Annotated in this window: 19 protein-coding genes; 7 read left to right on the forward strand and 12 right to left on the reverse strand. The window is 71.9% G+C overall.

The features are described 5' to 3' along the window. Nucleotides 1-94: 94 nt before the first annotated feature. Nucleotides 95-3,403 carry a S8 family peptidase gene (locus ACWCV9_RS31315; RefSeq protein WP_450791626.1) on the forward strand — a complete coding sequence of 1,103 codons (3,309 nt, stop codon included), beginning with the start codon at nucleotides 95-97 and terminating at the stop codon, nucleotides 3,401-3,403. A gap of 66 nt (nucleotides 3,404-3,469) precedes the next feature. On the opposite strand, the gene ACWCV9_RS31320 is transcribed toward ACWCV9_RS31315, so the two are convergent. Continuing rightward, the gene (locus ACWCV9_RS31320; RefSeq protein WP_385847842.1) at nucleotides 3,470-4,093 is read right to left on the reverse strand and encodes a hypothetical protein; all 624 of its coding nucleotides are present in this window, start codon (nucleotides 4,091-4,093) and stop codon (nucleotides 3,470-3,472) included. Nucleotides 4,094-4,355: 262 nt separating this feature from the next. Between ACWCV9_RS31320 and ACWCV9_RS31325 the strand changes: the two genes are divergently transcribed. Next, nucleotides 4,356-4,868 carry a hypothetical protein gene (locus ACWCV9_RS31325; RefSeq protein ID WP_450791628.1) on the forward strand — a complete coding sequence of 171 codons (513 nt, stop codon included), beginning with the start codon at nucleotides 4,356-4,358 and terminating at the stop codon, nucleotides 4,866-4,868. 3 nt (nucleotides 4,869-4,871) lie between these two features. Here ACWCV9_RS31325 and ACWCV9_RS31330 read toward each other — a convergent pair whose 3' ends face one another. Next, nucleotides 4,872-5,753 (reverse strand): helix-turn-helix domain-containing protein, encoded by an 882-nt coding sequence (locus ACWCV9_RS31330; protein ID WP_450791630.1) that lies wholly within the window; start codon nucleotides 5,751-5,753, stop codon nucleotides 4,872-4,874. Between the two features lie 172 nt (nucleotides 5,754-5,925). On the opposite strand from ACWCV9_RS31330, the gene ACWCV9_RS31335 reads away from it, so the two are divergent. Then, complete coding sequence (locus tag ACWCV9_RS31335; RefSeq protein WP_450791632.1) at nucleotides 5,926-6,969, forward strand: NAD(P)-dependent alcohol dehydrogenase; 1,044 nt, start codon at nucleotides 5,926-5,928, stop codon at nucleotides 6,967-6,969. A gap of 49 nt (nucleotides 6,970-7,018) precedes the next feature. Here ACWCV9_RS31335 and ACWCV9_RS31340 read toward each other — a convergent pair whose 3' ends face one another. The 4 genes from ACWCV9_RS31340 to ACWCV9_RS31355 all read right to left on the reverse strand — a co-directional run bounded on the left by ACWCV9_RS31340 (nucleotide 7,019) and on the right by ACWCV9_RS31355 (nucleotide 10,823). Further along, nucleotides 7,019-7,747: a hypothetical protein gene (locus ACWCV9_RS31340; protein ID WP_450791634.1), complete on the reverse strand. Its 729-nt coding sequence runs from the start codon at nucleotides 7,745-7,747 to the stop codon at nucleotides 7,019-7,021. A 197-nt stretch (nucleotides 7,748-7,944) separates the two neighbouring features. Next, nucleotides 7,945-8,811 (reverse strand): hypothetical protein, encoded by an 867-nt coding sequence (locus ACWCV9_RS31345; protein ID WP_450791635.1) that lies wholly within the window; start codon nucleotides 8,809-8,811, stop codon nucleotides 7,945-7,947. A gap of 110 nt (nucleotides 8,812-8,921) precedes the next feature. Further along, the gene (gene msrA, locus ACWCV9_RS31350; protein WP_450791636.1) at nucleotides 8,922-9,587 is read right to left on the reverse strand and encodes a peptide-methionine (S)-S-oxide reductase MsrA; all 666 of its coding nucleotides are present in this window, start codon (nucleotides 9,585-9,587) and stop codon (nucleotides 8,922-8,924) included. A 117-nt stretch (nucleotides 9,588-9,704) separates the two neighbouring features. Then, nucleotides 9,705-10,823, reverse strand: coding sequence for a hypothetical protein (locus tag ACWCV9_RS31355; RefSeq protein ID WP_450791638.1), 1,119 nt, complete (start codon nucleotides 10,821-10,823; stop codon nucleotides 9,705-9,707). 215 nt (nucleotides 10,824-11,038) lie between these two features. Between ACWCV9_RS31355 and ACWCV9_RS31360 the strand changes: the two genes are divergently transcribed. Then, nucleotides 11,039-12,193, forward strand: a complete 1,155-nt coding sequence (locus ACWCV9_RS31360; RefSeq protein ID WP_385847828.1) for a cystathionine gamma-synthase — start codon at nucleotides 11,039-11,041, stop codon at nucleotides 12,191-12,193. 51 nt (nucleotides 12,194-12,244) lie between these two features. Here the strand turns inward: ACWCV9_RS31360 and ACWCV9_RS31365 are convergent, their stop codons facing one another. The 3 genes from ACWCV9_RS31365 to ACWCV9_RS31375 form a co-directional block, all read right to left on the reverse strand. Continuing rightward, nucleotides 12,245-12,493 carry a hypothetical protein gene (locus tag ACWCV9_RS31365; protein WP_450791640.1) on the reverse strand — a complete coding sequence of 83 codons (249 nt, stop codon included), beginning with the start codon at nucleotides 12,491-12,493 and terminating at the stop codon, nucleotides 12,245-12,247. A gap of 58 nt (nucleotides 12,494-12,551) precedes the next feature. After that, nucleotides 12,552-13,055, reverse strand: a complete 504-nt coding sequence (locus ACWCV9_RS31370; protein WP_450791641.1) for a sigma factor-like helix-turn-helix DNA-binding protein — start codon at nucleotides 13,053-13,055, stop codon at nucleotides 12,552-12,554. 135 nt (nucleotides 13,056-13,190) lie between these two features. Then, nucleotides 13,191-13,697 carry a MarR family winged helix-turn-helix transcriptional regulator gene (locus ACWCV9_RS31375; RefSeq protein WP_450791791.1) on the reverse strand — a complete coding sequence of 169 codons (507 nt, stop codon included), beginning with the start codon at nucleotides 13,695-13,697 and terminating at the stop codon, nucleotides 13,191-13,193. A gap of 162 nt (nucleotides 13,698-13,859) precedes the next feature. Between ACWCV9_RS31375 and ilvA the strand changes: the two genes are divergently transcribed. Further along, nucleotides 13,860-15,089: a threonine ammonia-lyase gene (ilvA, locus tag ACWCV9_RS31380; protein ID WP_450791643.1), complete on the forward strand. Its 1,230-nt coding sequence runs from the start codon at nucleotides 13,860-13,862 to the stop codon at nucleotides 15,087-15,089. A 93-nt stretch (nucleotides 15,090-15,182) separates the two neighbouring features. On the opposite strand, the gene greA is transcribed toward ilvA, so the two are convergent. Together greA and ACWCV9_RS31390 are read right to left on the reverse strand one after the other, a co-directional pair. After that, the gene (gene greA, locus ACWCV9_RS31385) at nucleotides 15,183-15,683 is read right to left on the reverse strand and encodes a transcription elongation factor GreA (protein WP_385847823.1); all 501 of its coding nucleotides are present in this window, start codon (nucleotides 15,681-15,683) and stop codon (nucleotides 15,183-15,185) included. A gap of 201 nt (nucleotides 15,684-15,884) precedes the next feature. Next, a complete protein-coding gene (locus ACWCV9_RS31390) occupies nucleotides 15,885-16,283 on the reverse strand; it encodes a DUF4307 domain-containing protein (RefSeq protein WP_450791644.1) in 399 nt (132 codons plus the stop codon). 103 nt (nucleotides 16,284-16,386) lie between these two features. On the opposite strand from ACWCV9_RS31390, the gene mca reads away from it, so the two are divergent. Both mca and ACWCV9_RS31400 read left to right on the forward strand, forming a co-directional pair. Beyond that, entirely contained in the window at nucleotides 16,387-17,268 is an 882-nt protein-coding gene (gene mca / locus ACWCV9_RS31395; RefSeq protein ID WP_450791645.1) for a mycothiol conjugate amidase Mca, read from the forward strand. Then, complete coding sequence (locus ACWCV9_RS31400; protein ID WP_385847819.1) at nucleotides 17,261-17,509, forward strand: hypothetical protein; 249 nt, start codon at nucleotides 17,261-17,263, stop codon at nucleotides 17,507-17,509. Before mca ends, ACWCV9_RS31400 begins: the two co-directional genes overlap by 8 nt. 125 nt (nucleotides 17,510-17,634) lie before the next feature. Here the strand turns inward: ACWCV9_RS31400 and ACWCV9_RS31405 are convergent, their stop codons facing one another. Next, a complete protein-coding gene (locus tag ACWCV9_RS31405; RefSeq protein WP_450791646.1) occupies nucleotides 17,635-18,024 on the reverse strand; it encodes a hypothetical protein in 390 nt (129 codons plus the stop codon). Nucleotides 18,025-18,143: the final 119 nt, after the last annotated feature.

The raw sequence follows: 18,143 nt of genomic DNA on the forward strand, positions 1-18,143 counted from the left end.
CGGAGGGTCCGACGCGTATGACGCCCCCCTCCGGCCGGGTGAACGGGGAATTCGCCCGGTACACCATCTCCAGGGGGAGATCTTGCGCAGACAAGTGAAGAGAGCGGCTGCGGCCACCGTCGCGACCGCCGCAGCCGTCGCCCTCGCAGCGGGTATGACCAGCCCGGCGTCGGCGAGAACCGCGGCCGACGGACCCGCCTCGACCAGCGCGTCCGCCCGCACCGCCCGGCACCACGTCACCCTCATCACCGGTGACCGCGTCGTCCTCGACGCCGGGGGCCGGGTCGTCGGCTTCCAGCGGGCCAAGGGCCGGGAGCACATACCCGTCCAGATCCGCAAGGCCGGCGGACACACACTGGTGATCCCGGCCGACGCCGCCCGGCTGCTCGCCGCCGGCACGTTGGACCAGCGCCTGTTCGACGTCACCGAGCTGAACAAGGCCGCCACCCGCAAGGACCAGAAGAACGGCCTGAAGGTCATCGTCGGCTACCGCGGCACCGCCGGCGCCGCCCGGGCCGGCGTCCGCGAGGCCGGCCGGCTCCGGCACAGCCTGTCCGCGCTGAACGCGGACGCCGTGCAGACGCCCGTCAAGGACACCGCCCAGCTGTGGGCCGCGGTCACCGAGGGAGACCGGACCGCCTCCGGGATCGCGCACGTCTGGCTCGACGGCGTCCGCAAGGCCGCCCTCGACAAGTCCGTGCCGCAGATCGGCGCCCCGGTCGCCTGGAAGGCCGGATACACCGGCAAGGGCGTGAAGGTCGCCGTCCTGGACACCGGTGTGGACACCCGCCACCCGGACCTGAAGGACCAGGTGGTCGCCTCCAGGAACTTCTCCGGCGCCACCGACGCCATGGACCACTTCGGCCACGGCACGCACGTCGCCTCCATCGTGGCGGGCACCGGCGCCAAGTCCGGCGGGAAGTACCGGGGTGTGGCACCGGACGCCAAGCTCCTCAACGGCAAGGTGCTGGACGACAGCGGCTCCGGTGACGACTCCGGGATCCTGGCCGGCATGGAGTGGGCGGCCGCGCAGGGCGCCGACGTCGTCAACCTGAGCCTCGGCGGCCAGGACTCGCCCGGCATCGACCCGCTCGAGGCCGAGGTGAACAAGCTGTCCGCCGAGAAGGGCATCCTGTTCGCGATCGCCGCGGGCAACGACGGCCCCCAGTCGATCGGTTCACCGGGCAGCGCGGACGCCGCGCTCACCGTCGGCGCCGTCGACAAGAAGGACAAGCTCGCCGACTTCTCCTCCACCGGCCCACGCGTCGGCGACGGCGCCATCAAGCCGGACGTCACCGCGCCCGGCGTGGACATCACCGCCGCCGCGGCCAAGGGCAGCGTCATCGACAAGGAGGTCGGCGAGAAGCCCGACGGGTACCTGACCATCTCCGGTACCTCGATGGCCACCCCGCATGTCGCGGGCGCCGCCGCGATCCTCAAGCAGGAGCACCCCGACTGGGGTTACGCCGAGCTGAAGGGCGCGCTCACCGGCTCCGCCAAGGGCGGCCCCTACTCGGCGTTCCAGCAGGGCGCGGGCCGGATCGCCGTCGACAAGGCGATCAAGCAGTCGGTGGTCGCCGACCCGGTGTCGGTGAGCTTCGGCACCCAGCTGTGGCCGCACACCGACGACAAGCCGGTCACCAAGAAGGTCGTCTACCGCAACCTCGGCGACAAGGACGTCACCCTCAGCCTGTCCGTCACGGGCACCGACCCGAAGGGCAAGGCGGCACCGGCGGGCTTCTTCACGCCCGGCGCGACCAAGGTGACGGTCCCCGCGCACGGCAAGGCGTCGGTGAACCTGACCGTCAACACCCGGCTGGGCACCCTCGACGGCGGCTACTCCGCGTATGTGACGGCGACCGGCGGCGGACAGACCGTCCGTACGGCCGCCGCGGTCCAGCGCGAGAAGGAGTCGTACGACCTCACGCTGAAGTTCATCGGCCGCAACGGCAAGCCGGCCCCGTACTACAGCGCCGACCTGACCGGCGTGTCCGGGCTCGCGACCAACAGCTGGCTGACCCCGTACGACAAGTCCGGCACGGTGAAGGTGCGCGCGCTCAAGGGCACGTACATCCTCAACACCATGGTCTACGCCGACCCGAAGAACGCCGCCAAGGGCATCGACTGGATCGCCCAGCCGAAGCTGACGGTCGCTGGGAAGCAGACGATCACGATCGACGCCCGCAAGGCCAGGCCGGTGGACATCACCGTCCCCGCCAAGGGGCTGAAGTCCGAGTTCGCCGCGCCGGAGTACGACGTCACGGCCGGCAACGGCCAGTACGGCTACGGCATGTGGCTGGACTCGTACCGCAACGTCCGCACCGCCCACCTCGGCCCGCGGATGCCCGCCCGGTCGTTGTACCAGCAGTGGGACGGCCACTGGACCAAGGGCGCGCACGAGGAGTACGACGTCACCGTCGGCGGCTGGGTGAACCGGGTCGCCACCGGCTACACCCGGCACTTCAAGGCATCCGACCTGGCCACGGTGAAGGCCCGGCTCGGCGCCCCCGCCGGCGGCAAGACCGGCGCGATCAGCGCCTCCGGCTGGCTGCCCGACGGCTCCGGCTCCTCCGCCATCGGCATCCCGCAGCAGGTGCCCGCCACCCGCACCCTGCACCTGTCCGCCAAGGGCGGGGCGACCTGGCAGCTGGAGTACGACCAGTTCGGCGGCAAGGACAAGGACGGCTTCCCGGTGACGGACGCCTCCTACCAGCTCAAGCCGGAGTCCTTCGCGGCCGGCAAGACCTACACCCGGACCGTCGACACCGCGGTCTTCTCCCCGCACATCACCTCGGAGATGGGCCTGTTCCGCGACGGCAACCGGATCTACGGCGCGCTGCCGCTGTTCGCCGACTCCGCCAGGAACGCCGGCTACTCGGCCTACACCTCGGCCCGTACGACCCTGTACCGCGACGGCACCGAGGTCGGCTCCAACGACGACCCGCTGCTCGGTGACGGCACCTTCAAGGTCCCGGCCGGTTCCGCCGCGTACCGGCTGACCACCTCGGTCACCCGCTCGGCGAAGGTCGCGCAGGCCGCCTCGCGGATCGACGCGACCTGGACCTTCCGCTCCCAGAAGCCGGCCCACGGCACCACCGAGCTGCCCGCCTCCAGCGTGGCCTTCGGCGCCCCGACCGGGCTGGACAGCCGTGCCGAGGCCGGCAAGCGGATCACCGTCCCGGTCAAGGTCGAGGGCGCGGCCGCGGGCGGCAACCTCAAGTCGCTCACGGTGTGGCTGTCGTACGACTCCGGGAAGACCTGGAAGGAGTTCGTCGTGGTGAACGGAAAGATCGCCATGGAGAACCCGGACCAGGGACGGTCCGTCTCCTTCCGCGCCAAGGTCACCGACAAGAAGGGCAACACGTCGCAGATCACGGTCTACGACGCCTACTTCGGCAAGTAGGACGCCTTTGGCACGTAAACGGTGAACAGGGGCACTCCGGCAGGTCCGGGGTGCCCCTTCCGGCGCTCACTGCCGGGCGAAGATCTCCCGGATCCCGGCCAGCGCCTCCTGCTTCTCCCGCTCGTCCTCGTACCAGCCCTCCTCGGCCAGATGGTCCACCAGGCTCTCCGGGGTGAAGTCACGGCCGAAGAGATAGGTGTCCAGGCAGTAGTCGAAGCCGGAGTCGTTGAACAGATCCAGGTGTTCGCGCTCGCAGTACCCGGTCAGTCCCTCGGGCAGCTGCCACCGGGAGCCGTCGTACCAGAACACCCCGCCGGCGTAGAGAAGCGTGTCGCCCGACTTCGGGTCCCTGATGTTGAGCGACTCGTAGTTCTCGGGCTGGTTGCGCACCAGGCGGAGCAGCTCCTCCGGGACACCGTCGTAGAACGACCGCTGGAGCGGGTAGGCGGTGTCCTCGTCCTCGGCGTAGAGGTTCAGCGGGGACTCGTGGTCGAAGGTGAGCAGCAGGGCGCGGTCGTCGGGGGTGAAGTACCAGACGGCCGACTGGCCCCCGCCGTCGTTCCAGGCGTACCGCTGCGCACCGGCCACCTCCACCGGCGCGACCTCCGCCACCCGGTCGACGATCGCGGCCCGCCGCCGCACCTCACCCAGCGGAGTCGCCCTGAGAGCATCCCATGTCTCGTCACTCATACCGGCAGGCTATCCAGCGCGCCTAGGGCCTCTCTTTCGGATCTTGCCGGCGTCGCGGGCCCTGGCACGCACATCTGCTGCGTTGTCGTCACTCGCCGACGCTCCGCGTCGACTCCCTCCTCCGCCTTGCATCTGCACGCTCCCCCAAGCTCTCGACTGCGCTCGAGCAGGGGGCACCCCCATGACCCCGCTCGGGTCGGCCGAGAAGGCACCGCCACCGCAGCCGACCTGATCCGAAAGAAAGGCCCTAGGCTGTCCGTCCGTGACCGAAGCCATCAGCACCATGATCACCGCTGTCGTCGGTGTGCTCGGCACGCTCCTCGCGCCCGTCATCAGCGAGCGGCGGGCCGGCCGGCAGCGGGCCGAGGAAGCCGAACGGGACGGGCAACGGCGGACGTTCGAGGAGCGCAGGCGGGCGTACACCGCGATGAACCGGTCCTCGCGGCAGTTCCACACCCTGCTCAAGGACGCCCTGCACCGGCTCCGGGACGGCGTCTACACCGACCGGGACCGGGAGCAGCTGGAGGACGCCCGGCGGGAGTACCGGGACCACTACGCCGAGGCCCAGATGATCGTCCCGGAGCGGATCCTGGAGGCCTCGCGCGCGGTGAACCGGGTGCTCGCCGGGATCGACGCCGTCCTCAAGCGGCTCGACCGGGGCATCGCCCGGGGCGGCGAGTCCGCCGAGCAGGCACTGCTGGACCTGAAGCGGGCCGAGCCGCTGCTGACCGCCATGCGGCGGCTGATGCGGGCCGACCTCAAGGTGGCGGAGTGAGGGTCAGGCGGAGGGCACCGCGCGGGTCGCGTCCGTGCCCCAACTGGCCAGCAGCCGGAGGGAGTCGGCGGACGGCGAGCCCGGTTCCGCGTGGTAGGTGACCAGGGACTGGTCCGCGTCGTCCGACAGCCGGAAGGACTCGAAGTTCAGGGAGAGGTCGCCGACCAGCGGATGGTGCAGCCGTTTCAGCCCGTGGCTCTTCTCCTTCACGTCATGCGTCGCCCACAGCCGGCGGAACTCCTCGCTCTTCACCGACAGCTCGCCCACCAGAGCCGCCAGCCGGGGATCGTCCGGATAGCAGCCCGCGTGCATGCGCAGCGCGCACACGATGTCGATCGCCTTCTGCTCCCAGTCCACGAACAGCTCGCGGTACTCGGGCCGCAGGAAGACCAGCCGGGCCCAGTTCCGCTCGGCCGGCGGGAGTTCCCCCCAGTCGCCGAAGACCGCCGCCGCCATCCGGTTCCAGGCGAGGATCTCCGAGCGGCGCCCGACGATGTACGCCGGCACGCCGTCCAGCGAGTCCAGCAGCTGCCGCAGCGAGGTCCGCACCTGCTGCTGGCGCGCCGCCGGCTTCTTCTTGTGCGCCTTCGGCTTCGCCAGATGCGTCAGATGCGCGTGCTCGGCGTCCGTCAGCCGCAGGGCGCGGGCGATCGAGTCCAGCACCTCCGCCGAGACGTTCCGGCCGTTGCCCTGCTCCAGCCGGGTGTAGTACGCCACCGACACCCCGGCCAGCTGCGCCAGCTCCTCGCGGCGCAGCCCCGGCACCCGCCGGTGCCTGCCGAAGTCGGGCAGACCGACGTCCTCCGGCTTCAGCCGGGCCCGCCGGCTGCGCAGGAACTCGCTCAGCTCGGCCCGCCGGTCCAGCGGCAGCGCAGTGTGCTCCATACGTCCAGTATTCCTGGTCGTACGCACGGCAGCCTGACCCCGCCAGTGGTACGCACAGCGGTCGTACGCAAGAGCGGGGACTGGGTGACCCGCGCGGGCATGAGGCAGGCTTGGAACCGTGCCCGGCGGAAGAGAGCCGGGCGCGCTGAACCCTGCGAGGAGAACCCCCCGGATGACCACTGTTGCTGCGTACGCCGCGCCTGCCGCGAAGGCTCCGCTGGAGCGGACCACCATCGAGCGGCGCGCGGTAGGCGAGTCCGACGTTCTGATCGACATCAAGTTCGCCGGCATCTGCCACTCCGACATCCACCAGGTGCGGGACGGCTGGCGTCCCGGCACCTTCCCGATGGTGCCGGGCCACGAGATCGCCGGCGTCGTCACCGAGGTCGGCCCCGGTGTGACGAAGTTCGCCGTCGGCGACCGGGTGGGCGTCGGCTGCATGGTCGACTCCTGCCGCACCTGTGACAACTGCCGGGCGGGCCTGGAGCAGCACTGCTCCAACGGCGGCCCGACCTGGACGTACAACGACACCGACAAGGACGGGCAGCCCACCCTCGGCGGCTACGCCCAGAAGATCGTCGTCGACCAGGACTTCGTCGTCCGCATCCCCGACGGCCTCGCCCTGGACGTGGCGGCCCCGCTGCTCTGCGCCGGCATCACCACCTACTCGCCGCTCCGGCACTGGAACGCGGGCCCCGGCAAGAAGGTCGCCGTGGTCGGCCTCGGTGGTCTCGGCCACATGGGCGTGAAGATCGCGCACGCGCTCGGCGCCGAGGTCACCGTCCTCTCCCAGTCGCTGCGCAAGAAGGACGACGGTCTGAAGCTGGGCGCCGACCACTACTACGCCACCAGCGACCCGAAGACCTTCGAGGAGCTGGCGGGCACCTTCGACCTGATCCTGAACACCGTCTCGGCCCCGCTGGACTTCGCCGCCTACTTCTCCCTGCTGCGCACCGACGGCGCGATGGTCAACGTGGGCCTGCCGGAGGAGCCGGTGCAGATCGTGCTCCAGAGCCTCATGGGCAACCGCCGCAGCATGAGCAGCTCCAGCATCGGCGGCATCGCCGAGACCCAGGAGATGCTCGACTTCTGCGCGGAGCACGGGCTGGGCGCGGAGATCGAGGTGATCCGTGCCGAGGAGATCAACGAGGCGTACGAGCGGGTGCTGGCCAGCGACGTCCGCTACCGCTTCGTGATCGACACGGCGACCATCTGACGCCGGGGAGCACCGCGATCCGGCCGGGCCGGGGAGGGCTTCTCCACCGCTAGGACACGGAGAAGCCCTCCCCGGCTCCGTACGCGTGCACGGCCACGCCGTCCCCGTCCGCCCCGGGCCGCACCACATGCACCCGCCCGAGCCCGGACACCCGCGCCTCCCCGTCCTCCACGGTGACCAGCGTGTTCCCGTCCACGGCCACCCCGTACGGCAGCTGCCCCCGCCCGACCGCCGTCACCAGCCGGGCCAGCGTCCCCCACTGGGCCGCGTGCACGTCCACGGCGAACGGCACCAGCCCGAGCCCCGCCCGCACCTCGATCTCCTCGAGATCCTCCCCGGTCTCCGGCGGGCAGACCGGCACCCCGCCCGCCAGCCACCCGCCGACCACGGCCCGCCGCGCCGCGACCACCGCACCGGCGGAGAAGCCCGCGTACGGTATCCCGCGCGCCGCCAGCAGCCCGGGCAGCCGGTCCAGGCACCCGGCGAGCACCTCCTGGTACGCGGGCGTCAGCCCGCCGCAGACCAACAGCCCGTCGATCCCGTCCAGCGCGGTCTCCGGCACGAACCGCCCGCCGAGCGGCACCAGCAGCGGCACCGGCGTGCACGGCCCCGCGGCGCGCAGCGCCCCCGCGTACCGGTCGAACTCGGCCGGTCCGTCCCCCTCGTCCAGGACCAGGCATCCGACCCGCGGCGGCCGGTCCGCACCGCCCGCCGCCCGCAGGAACGGCACATACACCTCGGCCGTGTCCCAGCCCCCGCCGATCAGAAACGTCCGCACCCTCGTCACTCCCGTCCCGTGCTTGCTACGCGAGGGGCGAATGTACGGGGCCGCGGCCGGTTCCGTCGCCGGAATTACCCGAGGCTCGCACCGAGGCCCAGGAGTCTCGCCGCGGTGCCGCCGAGGACGCGGGCCCGGACCTCGCCGGACGCCGTCGCCCGCTCCACCATCACGCGGGCCACCACCGGATCGCCGTCTCAGCCCGTCCCGGCCGACTGCCCCGGGTCCGCCGCCGGAGGCAGCAGGGCGGTGTCGGAAGGCCGGGGGACCGAGAGGTCGACGGCGACGCCGTAGTCGGAGTAGCGGACGACCGTGGTGCGTTCGCCGGCAGCCGTCCGCATCCGCACCTGCCGCTTCACCACCAGGTCGTCACCGTCGACCCAGATGTCGACACGGGCGCTGCGGACGCCTTGCGCCACCAGGTCCTCCTTGAGGTACGTGGCGTCCTCGGGGCTCAGGCCCCGGCCGCGCAGGGCCGCCATCCGGCCCACGTCCAGCGTGCCCGCGTAGTGGGTGGTGGCCGCCCCACCGACCCGCTCCGTCCCCACTCGGTGCACATCGCCGCTCTCGATCAGCAGCCGCACGGACAGCGTGGGATCGGCCTGCCGCATCGCGTCCACCTGGGCCTTGTGCACCGGACTCTGCGCGGCGATCGCGCTCATCGGTGTCTTCAGCCAGTGCTTTCCGCCCGCCAGGGCGGAGAAGTCCGCCGGTACGCGCATGTATATGGCGTCGCGGCGGAACTCGAACCGCGCGGTGCGTATCGCCGTCGATGCGGGCCGGGTGAGCGTGAAGTTGCCCTGTACCCCGCGCGACCAGTCCATGACACCGGACATCCGCGACGGCTGTGCCCCGCCGACCGCCCGGGTCTCCACCACGCGGGCCGTGTGCGCCCTGGCGCTGGCGTCCTCGACCTTGACGAGAGCGGCCGTCAACGCCATGGCCCCCGACGGCCGCCCCACATCCGCGTGCCGCTCCGCCGAGCCACCGCCCCCGGCACACCCGGAGACCATCCCGGCGGCCACCAGGACAGCCCCGACGGCCCGCACCGACCCACCCCGCATGAAGCCCCCTCGCCGCTTCGGCCGCTCGCCCCGTGGCCGAGCGGCCGAAGACTAGCGCAGGACCGCCCGCCGCCGGATGACGCCGAGGAATCCGCCCCGAGCCCCCGGGGTCACTCCCCGGCCGGGGCGACTCCGATCGGGCAGGACACTCCGGTGCCGCCCAGGCCGCAGTAGCCCGCCGGGTTCTTGTCCAGGTACTGCTGGTGGTAGGCCTCCGCCGGGTAGAAGGGGCGGTCGGCGGCCGGGAGGATCTCCGTGGTGATCGTGCCGTGGCCGGAGGAGGTCAGGACCTTCTGGTAGGCATCGCGGGAGGCTTCCGCGGCGGTCGCCTGTTCGCGGGTGTGGGTGTAGATCGCCGAGCGGTACTGCGTGCCGACGTCGTTGCCCTGGCGGAAGCCCTGGGTGGGGTCGTGGGACTCCCAGAAGGTCTTCAGCAGGCGGTCGTAGGAGATCACCTTCGGGTCGTAGACCACGCGGACCGCCTCCGTGTGGCCGGTCAGGCCCGAGCAGACCTCCTCGTAGGTGGGGTTCTCCGTGTAACCGCCCTGGTAGCCCACCAGGGTCGTGTACACGCCCGCCGGGAGCTGCCAGAACCTGCGCTCGGCGCCCCAGAAGCAGCCCAGCCCGAAGTCGGCGGTCTCCAGTCCCTCCGGGTAGGGGCCGAGGAGGGGGGTGCCGAGGACGGTGTGGCGGTCGGGGACCTTGTAGGCGGGCGCCGGGCGGCCCGTGAGCGCCTGCTCGGGCGTGGGCAGCTGAGGGGTGCGGCCGAAGAGCATGGGGTCTCCCTGTCGGTCTCGGTGCGGGACGGGCCGGTATGGCACCCGGTACGTCGTACAGCCGTACAACGGATGGGCCGGCCGGTGCATTCCGGCCGGCGGGCGGTGCCGGCCCGGTCAGCCGGGCAGGGTCGCCGGGCTGCCGCCGTTGGCCTCGTAGCCCGCCACGGCCAGCGCGCGGTAGACCGCGAACGCGGCGGCGGGGTCGGCGGAGAGGGACCACGGCAGTGCGCCGACATGGCCGTCGATGTGTATCAGCTGGTGCATCGCCTCGGCCCAGCGCTCGGCTTGGACCAGGAAGAAGACCAGCAGATGCCGGACATGGGCGAGCACCGGGTCGTCGGGGCGGGCCGCGTGCACCGCGTGCAGCGCGCCGTGCACCGCTCTGGTGACGACCTCGCTCTGGTAGAAGCTCCGGACCAGGTCCACCTCGGGCAGGTGCTCGAACACCGCGAACAGCGGCAGCGCGGCGAGCAGCGAGCCCTCCGGGGCGCGGGCGGCGGCCGCCTCGGCGAAGGAGTACGCCTGCTCGCGCGAGCCGTGCCACTTCTCGCACCAGTAGTGCAGCGCGGCCAGATGCGCGCCCATGTGGTGCGGGGCGCGGTCGAGGATCTTCAGCCACAGCTGCTCGAACTCGGCCTGCGCGTAGCCCAGTCCGCGGGCGATCGACAGCTCGACGATGTACGGCACCGGGTCGCCGGGCGACAGCAGCGCCGCCTGACCGCAGGCCTCCCGGGCCTCCTCCATGATGATCCGGAAGTCGTCCGTGCCCGGCGTCGACGTCCGCCAGGCCTGCTGCACCAGGAACTCCGCGTGGACGGCGGCGGCGCCCGCGTCCTTGGACTGCTCGGCCCGCCACACTCGCAGCCACTGGCCGCCCGGCGTCTCGTGCACCCCGCCGGGCCGCTGCTGGAGCTCCAGCGCGGCCGCGCCCGCGAAGGCCTGCACCCGCTGCCAGCGCAGCTCGCCCGCGGTCTCGGTGCCGGCCAGCAGCTGGGCCGCCGCGCGGTAGTCCTGGGTGCGCTGCACCAGGTCCAGGACGTCCAGCAGGTCCTCGTCCGCCCCCGGCATGCGGATGTCCAGCTCCTCCTGGCGCACGAAGCCGTAGGCCGCCGGGTCGGCGGCGTCCGGGTGACCCGGGGGAACCTGCTCGATCAGCCCGCGCCTGCGCCGCACGAGCGGGAGCAGCGCGCAGCCCAGCATGAGCAGCGCCAAGATCAGCCAGAGAATCGCCATGCGTCAAGCGAACCAGACGCCGCCGACACTTGGCCAACCCCGCCGCGCGGCTGTGGAAAACTCCCGGCCGGAGCATGACAGACCGGAGCATGACAGACCGGAGCATGGCAGACCCGGCCGGGCCGGGTGGCCGCGCGCAGGGAAAACCCTTCTTCCGGGGCTCCGCGTGCCCGGCGGGCGCCAGCATCCGGCCAAGCGCACTACGCTCGGTGCACATGAGCGACAGGCACATCAGTCAGCACTTCGAGACTCTCGCGATCCACGCGGGCAACACCGCGGATCCCCTCACCGGCGCGGTCGTCCCGCCGATCTACCAGGTCTCGACCTACAAGCAGGACGGCGTCGGCGGGCTGCGCGGCGGCTACGAGTACAGCCGCAGCGCCAACCCGACCCGCACCGCCCTCGAGGAGAACCTCGCCGCGCTCGAGGGCGGCCGCCGCGGCCTCGCCTTCGCGTCGGGCCTGGCGGCCGAGGACACCCTGCTGCGTACGCTGCTGACCCCCGGCGACCACGTGGTGATCCCGAACGACGCGTACGGCGGCACTTTCCGGCTCTTCGCCAAGGTGGCCACCCGCTGGGGCGTGGAGTGGTCCGTCGCCGACACCAGCGACCCGTCCGCGGTCCGGGCCGCGATCACCCCGAAGACCAAGGCGGTCTGGGTGGAGACCCCCTCCAACCCGCTGCTCGGCATCACCGACATCGCCGCCGTCGCTCAGGTCGCGCACGACGCGGGCGCGAAGCTCGTCGTCGACAACACCTTCGCCACGCCCTACCTCCAGCAGCCGCTGTCGCTCGGTGCGGACGTCGTCGTGCACTCGCTGACCAAGTACATGGGCGGCCACTCGGACGTGGTCGGCGGTGCGCTGATCGTCTCCGACCAGGCGCTCGGCGAGGAACTGACGTACCACCAGAACGCGATGGGCGCCGTCGCCGGCCCCTTCGACTCCTGGCTGGTGCTGCGCGGCACCAAGACCCTCGCGGTGCGCATGGACCGGCACAGCGAGAACGCCACGAAGATCGCCGACATGCTGACCCGGCACCCGCGTGTGACGAAGGTGCTCTACCCGGGCCTGCCCGAGCACCCCGGTCACGAGGTCGCCGCCAAGCAGATGCGGGCCTTCGGCGGCATGGTGTCCTTCCGCGTCGAGGGCGGCGAGGCGGCCGCGGTCGAGGTGTGCAACCGCGCCCAGGTGTTCACCCTCGGCGAGTCCCTGGGCGGTGTCGAGTCGCTGATCGAGCACCCCGGCCGGATGACGCACGCCTCCGCGGCCGGCTCGGCCCTGGAGGTCCCGGGCGATCTGGTCCGCCTGTCCGTCGGCATCGAGAACGTCGACGACCTGCTGGAAGACCTTCAGCAGGCCCTCAGCTAGGGCCGTCCCGGGTCTCGTACCGGCGCGGTCGTACGGCCGGCCGGACGAGGCTCACCAGCCGCCCACCGGTGGGGTCGTCCGCGACGGCGGCTCCACCCACGGGTGCACCTGTACCGCCCACACGGTGAACGCGACCGCTGCGGCGAACGCCAGCGTCCACAGCACCCGGCGGACGAGCCGGCCGCGGCGCAGCAGGCGTTCACCGCGGCGCACCGCTTCGGCGTGCAGGTCCGGCGGCACCGGCACCGGTGTCCGCTCCATGATCCGCCGCACGGCGGCCTCGCGCTCGGCCCGGTTCACCGCGGACCGCCGAAGCGCCGGTCGCAACGGGCGGTGCGGTCGGAGTCCTTGGCCCGGTTCACGACGGGGCCACCTTCGTGCCTGTCGCGCGCGGTCCGGCCGGCCGGACCGGATGCAGCACGGTGGCCGTCGCCCGGTCGCAGACGGTGCGCACCCGTTCGAGGGGCAGGCCGAGCAGCGCCGCCGCCTGCTCCTCGGCGACCCCCTCGTACAGCCGCAGCACCAGGATCAGCCGTTCCTGCGGCCCCAGCGCGGCCAGCGGACCGCTCGGGTCCGGGCGGGTCCGGCCGAGTGCGCCGTACCGGTGCCAGGTCGCGCGGGCGAAGCGGGTGGCGAGGTACTGGCGGGCACAGTCGTACGGGTCCTCGCCGCGCAACCGGTCCCAGCGGGCGTAGGTGTGGCCGAGGGCCAGGGTCAGCAGGCGCCGCGCGCGCGGGTTGGCGTCCGGCGGCTCCGCGGTGACCAGCGTGGCGGCGTGCAGCAGCCGCCCGGCCGCGCCCGCGACGAACGCCTCGAACTCCTGGGCCCGGCGGGCACCGTGGGACACCTGCCGATCGCGCACCACGCCTCCCCCTGACGCTGACGGGGCCCTGTCCGGTACGGACGGGTGAACCGCGTACGACTCAGGGCCCGGTCTCATATGAGGCCAGCGGGGCCCGGGGGTCAAGAGGCCGGAACCGATCGGCGCGGCCGGGGCTCAGGAAGCGGGCGGCTGCTCCGCGGCCTGGCCGGCCGGGACCGACATCCGCGCGGAGAGCGCGTGGTTGAAGCGCGTCAGCAGGGAGCAGAACTGCTCGCGCTCCTCGGGCGCCCAGTCCTGGGTCAGCTCGGCCATCAGCTGACGCCTGGAGGAGCGCACCTCCTCCAGCCGGGTGGACCCGCGCGGGGACAGCTGGAGCACCACCGCGCGGCCGTCCTCGGGGTGCGAGGTGCGCTTGACGAGCCCGGTGTCGACCAGCGGTGCCACCTGCCGGGTGACCGTCGAGGAGTCGATGCCCATGCTCGCGGCGAGCGCCTTGACGCCCATCGGGCCTTCCTTGTCGAGCCGGTTGAGCAGCAGATACGCGGCGCGGTCCATGGAGTTGCGCACCTGCCCGACACCGCCGAGCCGCGTCTGTTCCGCACGGCGGGCGAACAACGCCACCTCGTGCTGGAGGACGTCGAGAAGACCGGGGTCACCGACGGTCCTCATGTCCATCGACATGTCAGGTGTTGTGGGCATGGCCGGAGGCTCACTTCATGAAGGGCTGCTGGTGTGGGGGACAGGTTACGCGGCCCGGGGGCGGACCGTACCGGCGCTGCGCAAACCGGTCTCGCAGCTTGGTCACGTCCGCCGTGTGCGGCTGTGAACTGCGATGCTGGAGTCATGAGCTACGGCACCGCTGACTCCTTGCGTTCCGTCACCCTCGACGATGTGCGCGGAGCCCAGAAGATGCTCTCGGGCGTGGCACGGGTGACCGCGATGGAGGGCAGCCGGCATCTGTCCCAGCTGGTCGGCGCGCCGGTCCATCTGAAGTGCGAGAACCTCCAGCGGACCGGCTCGTTCAAGCTGCGCGGTGCCTACGTGCGGATCGCCGGGCTGCTGCCGGAGGAGCGGGCGGCCGGTGTGGTCGCGGCGAGCGCCGGGAACCACGCGCAGGGCGTGGCGCTGGCCTCCGCGCTCCTGGGCGTGCACGCCACGGTGTTCATGCCGAAGGGCGCGCCCCTGCCGAAGATCAGTGCGACCCGGGAGTACGGCGCGGAGGTGCGCCTGCACGGCCAGGTCGTCGACGAGACGCTGGCCGCCGCCCAGGACTACGCGGACCGGACCGGCGCGGTGTTCATCCACCCCTTCGACCACCCGGACGTCATCGCGGGCCAGGGCACGGTGGGCCTGGAGATCCTGGAGCAGTGCCCGGAGGTGCGCACGATCGTCGTGGGTGTCGGCGGCGGCGGGCTGGCGGCCGGTATCGCGGTCGCGGTGAAGGCGCTGCGGCCGGACGTCAGGATCGTCGGGGTGCAGGCGGAGGGCGCGGCGGCCTACCCGCCCTCGCTGGCCGTCGGCCACCCGGTGTCCGTGCGCGACCCGGCGACGATGGCGGACGGCATCAAGGTGGGGCGGCCGGGCGTGGTGCCGTTCGGGATCGTCAGCGAGCTGGTCGACGAGGTGCGCACCGTCGGCGAGGACCAGCTGTCGGCCGCGCTGCTGCTGTGTCTGGAGCGGGCCAAGCTGGTCGTGGAACCGGCCGGGGCGAGCCCGGTCGCGGCGCTGCTGGCGGCGCCGGACGCCTTCGAGGGCCCGGTGGTCGCGGTCCTCTCCGGCGGGAACGTCGACCCGGTGCTGATGCAACGCGTCCTGCGGCACGGCATGGCGGCGCAGGGCCGGTATCTGGCCGTACGGCTGCGGCTCGTGGACCGGCCGGGCGCGCTCGCCACCCTGCTCGGCGTGCTGTCCGCGGCCGACGCGAACGTGCTCGACGTCAGCCATGTCCGCACCGACCCCCGGCTCGGACTGACCGAGGCCGAGGTGGAGCTGCACCTGGAGACCATGGGCCCGGTGCACTGCACCGAGGTCGAGCAGGCGCTGCGGGACGCGGGCTACACGGTCATGCGCTGAGAGCGCGGCCGCAGGCCGGTACCCCCGGGCATGACAGAGCCCCCGGTGCCGAGGGGCGCCGGGGGCGGATGTCTGGGGTGGGGGGAAGGCCCGTCAGCCCGTGTAGGGCTCGGCCTTCAGGATCCGGACCGAGGCCTTCTTGCCGTTCGGCAGCTCGTACTCGGCGTCCTCGCCGACCTTGTGGCCGATGACGCCGGAGCCGAGCGGCGACTGCGGCGAGTACGTCTCGATGTCGGTGCTCGCGTACTCACGGGAGGCGAGCAGGAACGTCAGCGTGTCGTCCTCGTCACCGTCGAAGGCGATCGTGACGACCATGCCCGGCGCGACGGTACCGTCGGCGGAGGCCGGAGCCTCGCCCACCTGGGCGTTCTCAAGGAGCTGGGTGAGCTGGCGCACGCGCAGCTCCTGCTTGCCCTGCTCCTCCTTGGCCGCGTGGTACCCGCCGTTCTCACGCAGGTCGCCCTCCTCGCGCGCGGCCGCGATCTTTGCGGCGATCTCCGTGCGCGCAGGACCAGTAAGGTACGCAAGCTCGTCCTTGAGCTTGTTGTACGCCTCCTGGGTCAGCCAGGTGACGTTCTCGCTGGTCTGGGTCACAGGGTGCTCCTCGTCGGTACTGGGAATACAAAGCATCGCCCTACCCAGAAGAATGTTCCCTCTCGGATGGGCGAAACCACGAGCCTAACAATTCAAGGCCGGAAGGGGGAGGACATAAGCCATCAGAATCTCATCAACGCAGGTCAGCGCCTACGTATTCCGGGTGAAGTCGGGCGATGTCCGCGAGGGAACCGGCGCCGGTCAGCCGGTGTGGCAGCCCAGCAGCTCCGCCGTCGTGCCCTTGGCGGTCGTACGCAGCGTGACGACCTTGTCGATCCGGGTGTCCGGACCGCTGAACCGGAAGTCGGCCCGGCCCACCTCGGCGCCGTCCGCCGCCTGGGACCGCAGGGTGCAGTAGCCGTCGGTGCCGGAGTCCTTGTGGACCTCCAGATGGATCTTCACCGCGGTGTCCGTGGCCTGGAAGGTGATCACCTGGGCGCTGATCTTGCTCTCGGCGACATAGTGGTAGGCGAAGTAGCCGACCAGCGCGAGCAGGGCCGCGCCGAACACCGCCGCGGCGACCTTGAGCCTGCGGTCGGCGCGCTCGTCCGAGGAGCGGCCGTAGCGGCCCTCGGGCAGCCGGGTGGTCGCCGTACCCATGATCGTCCTCTCCGCGGAATTAATCGCCCCCCGATTCGGTCACTATAGAAGCCGGCGATTGCGCCCTGAGCCACGGGGGCGCCGACTATCCGAGGATTGAGTCTTGACTGACCAGCTGCGACTGATGGCCGTTCACGCGCACCCCGACGACGAGTCGAGCAAGGGCGCGGCGACCATGGCGAAGTACGTGTCCGAGGGGGTGGACGTGCTGGTGGTGACCTGCACCGGCGGAGAGCGCGGGTCCATCCTCAATCCCAAGCTGCAAGGCGACGCGTACATCGAGGAGCACATCCACGAGGTGCGCAAGAAGGAGATGGACGAGGCCCGCGAGATCCTCGGGGTGAAGCAGGAGTGGCTGGGCTTCGTCGACTCCGGTCTCCCGGAGGGCGACCCGCTGCCGCCGCTGCCCGAGGGCTGCTTCGCCCTGGAGGACGTCGACAAGGCGGCCGGCGAGCTGGTGCGGAAGATCCGCACCTTCCGCCCCCAGGTGATCACCACCTATGACGAGAACGGCGGCTACCCGCACCCCGACCACATCATGACCCACAAGATCTCCATGGTGGCGTTCGAGGGCGCGGCGGACACCGAGAAGTACCCCGAGAGCGAGTACGGGCCCGCCTACCAGCCGCTGAAGCTCTACTACAACCAGGGCTTCAACCGCCCCCGCACCCTGGCCCTGCACCAGGCGATGCTCGACCGCGGCCTGGAGTCGCCGTACGGGGAGTGGCTCAAGCGGTGGGACGAGATCCAGCGCACCGAGCGCACCCTGACCACGCACATCCCCTGCGCGGACTTCTACGAGATCCGTGACAAGGCGCTGATCGCGCACGCCACGCAGATCGACCCGGACGGCGGCTGGTTCAAGGTGCCGCTGGACGTCCAGAAGGAGGTCTGGCCGACGGAGGAGTACGAGCTGGCGAAGTCGCTCGTCGATACCTCCCTCCCCGAGGACGACCTCTTCGCGGGCATCCGGGACAATGCCTGACATGAGCGCAAGCGTGAGCCTGGCAGTGACGCACCTCGTCCCCCTCGCCAAGGACCTGGACCAGAACAAGGTCACCCCCGGCGTCCTGGGCTTCATCGTCTTCGCGGTGATGGCCCTGGCGGTGTGGGGCCTGATGAAGTCGATGAGCAAGCACATGAACAAGGTCGACTTCAAGGAGGCGGAGCCCTCCGGCGAGGAGGCCGGCGCGAAGAGCGAGGCTTCCGGGCGCGTCAAGCAGTAGCAGTCCCGGTAACAGGGGCGGGAGCGGGCAGCGGTCCGCCGACGGGTCCGGCGGTGCGGTACCGCCGGGCTCGCGTGTCGCGACGCCCGCCGTCCCCGCACGCCCTTCTCCTGTGAGCCGTCGGGCTAACGGGCGCTGCCCCGCGTCCCGCGGTCCGCGCCGCCCCGGCCCCCGCTCCGGCTCCGGGATATCGCCAGGTGGACGCAGACCGCCGCCAGTGCCGCCTCCGCCAGCGCGGACAGGGCCGCCTGGAGCAGGGCGCCGCCGGTGCCGGCCGTGGTGAGGTCGAACCAGGCGTCCAGGACCGCCACCGAGGCCGTCGCGGACGCGGTGAGGCGGCCGCGCGGGTCGGCGCGCAGGCCCAGCAGGGCCGTGGCCGCGCAGCCGGCCGCCATCAGCACGTCGAGGCCGATCCAGGCCAGCGGCCAGTTCTCCACCCGGGTGCTGCCCGGGAGCGTCACCGCCAGCACCGCCATCCACGGCACGAGCAGCACCGCTGCCCCGCCCAGCGCCACCAAGGGCCACCTCCGCCTGAATCCCATGAACGCCCGGCTTCCCTCGTTTCGCACAGCGATCCCCCCTCGCAGCCCGTGCTTCCTCCGACTGCCTCCACTCTAGACCGCAGAGAAATCTC

Source organism: Streptomyces sp. NPDC001606 (assembly GCF_053596835.1).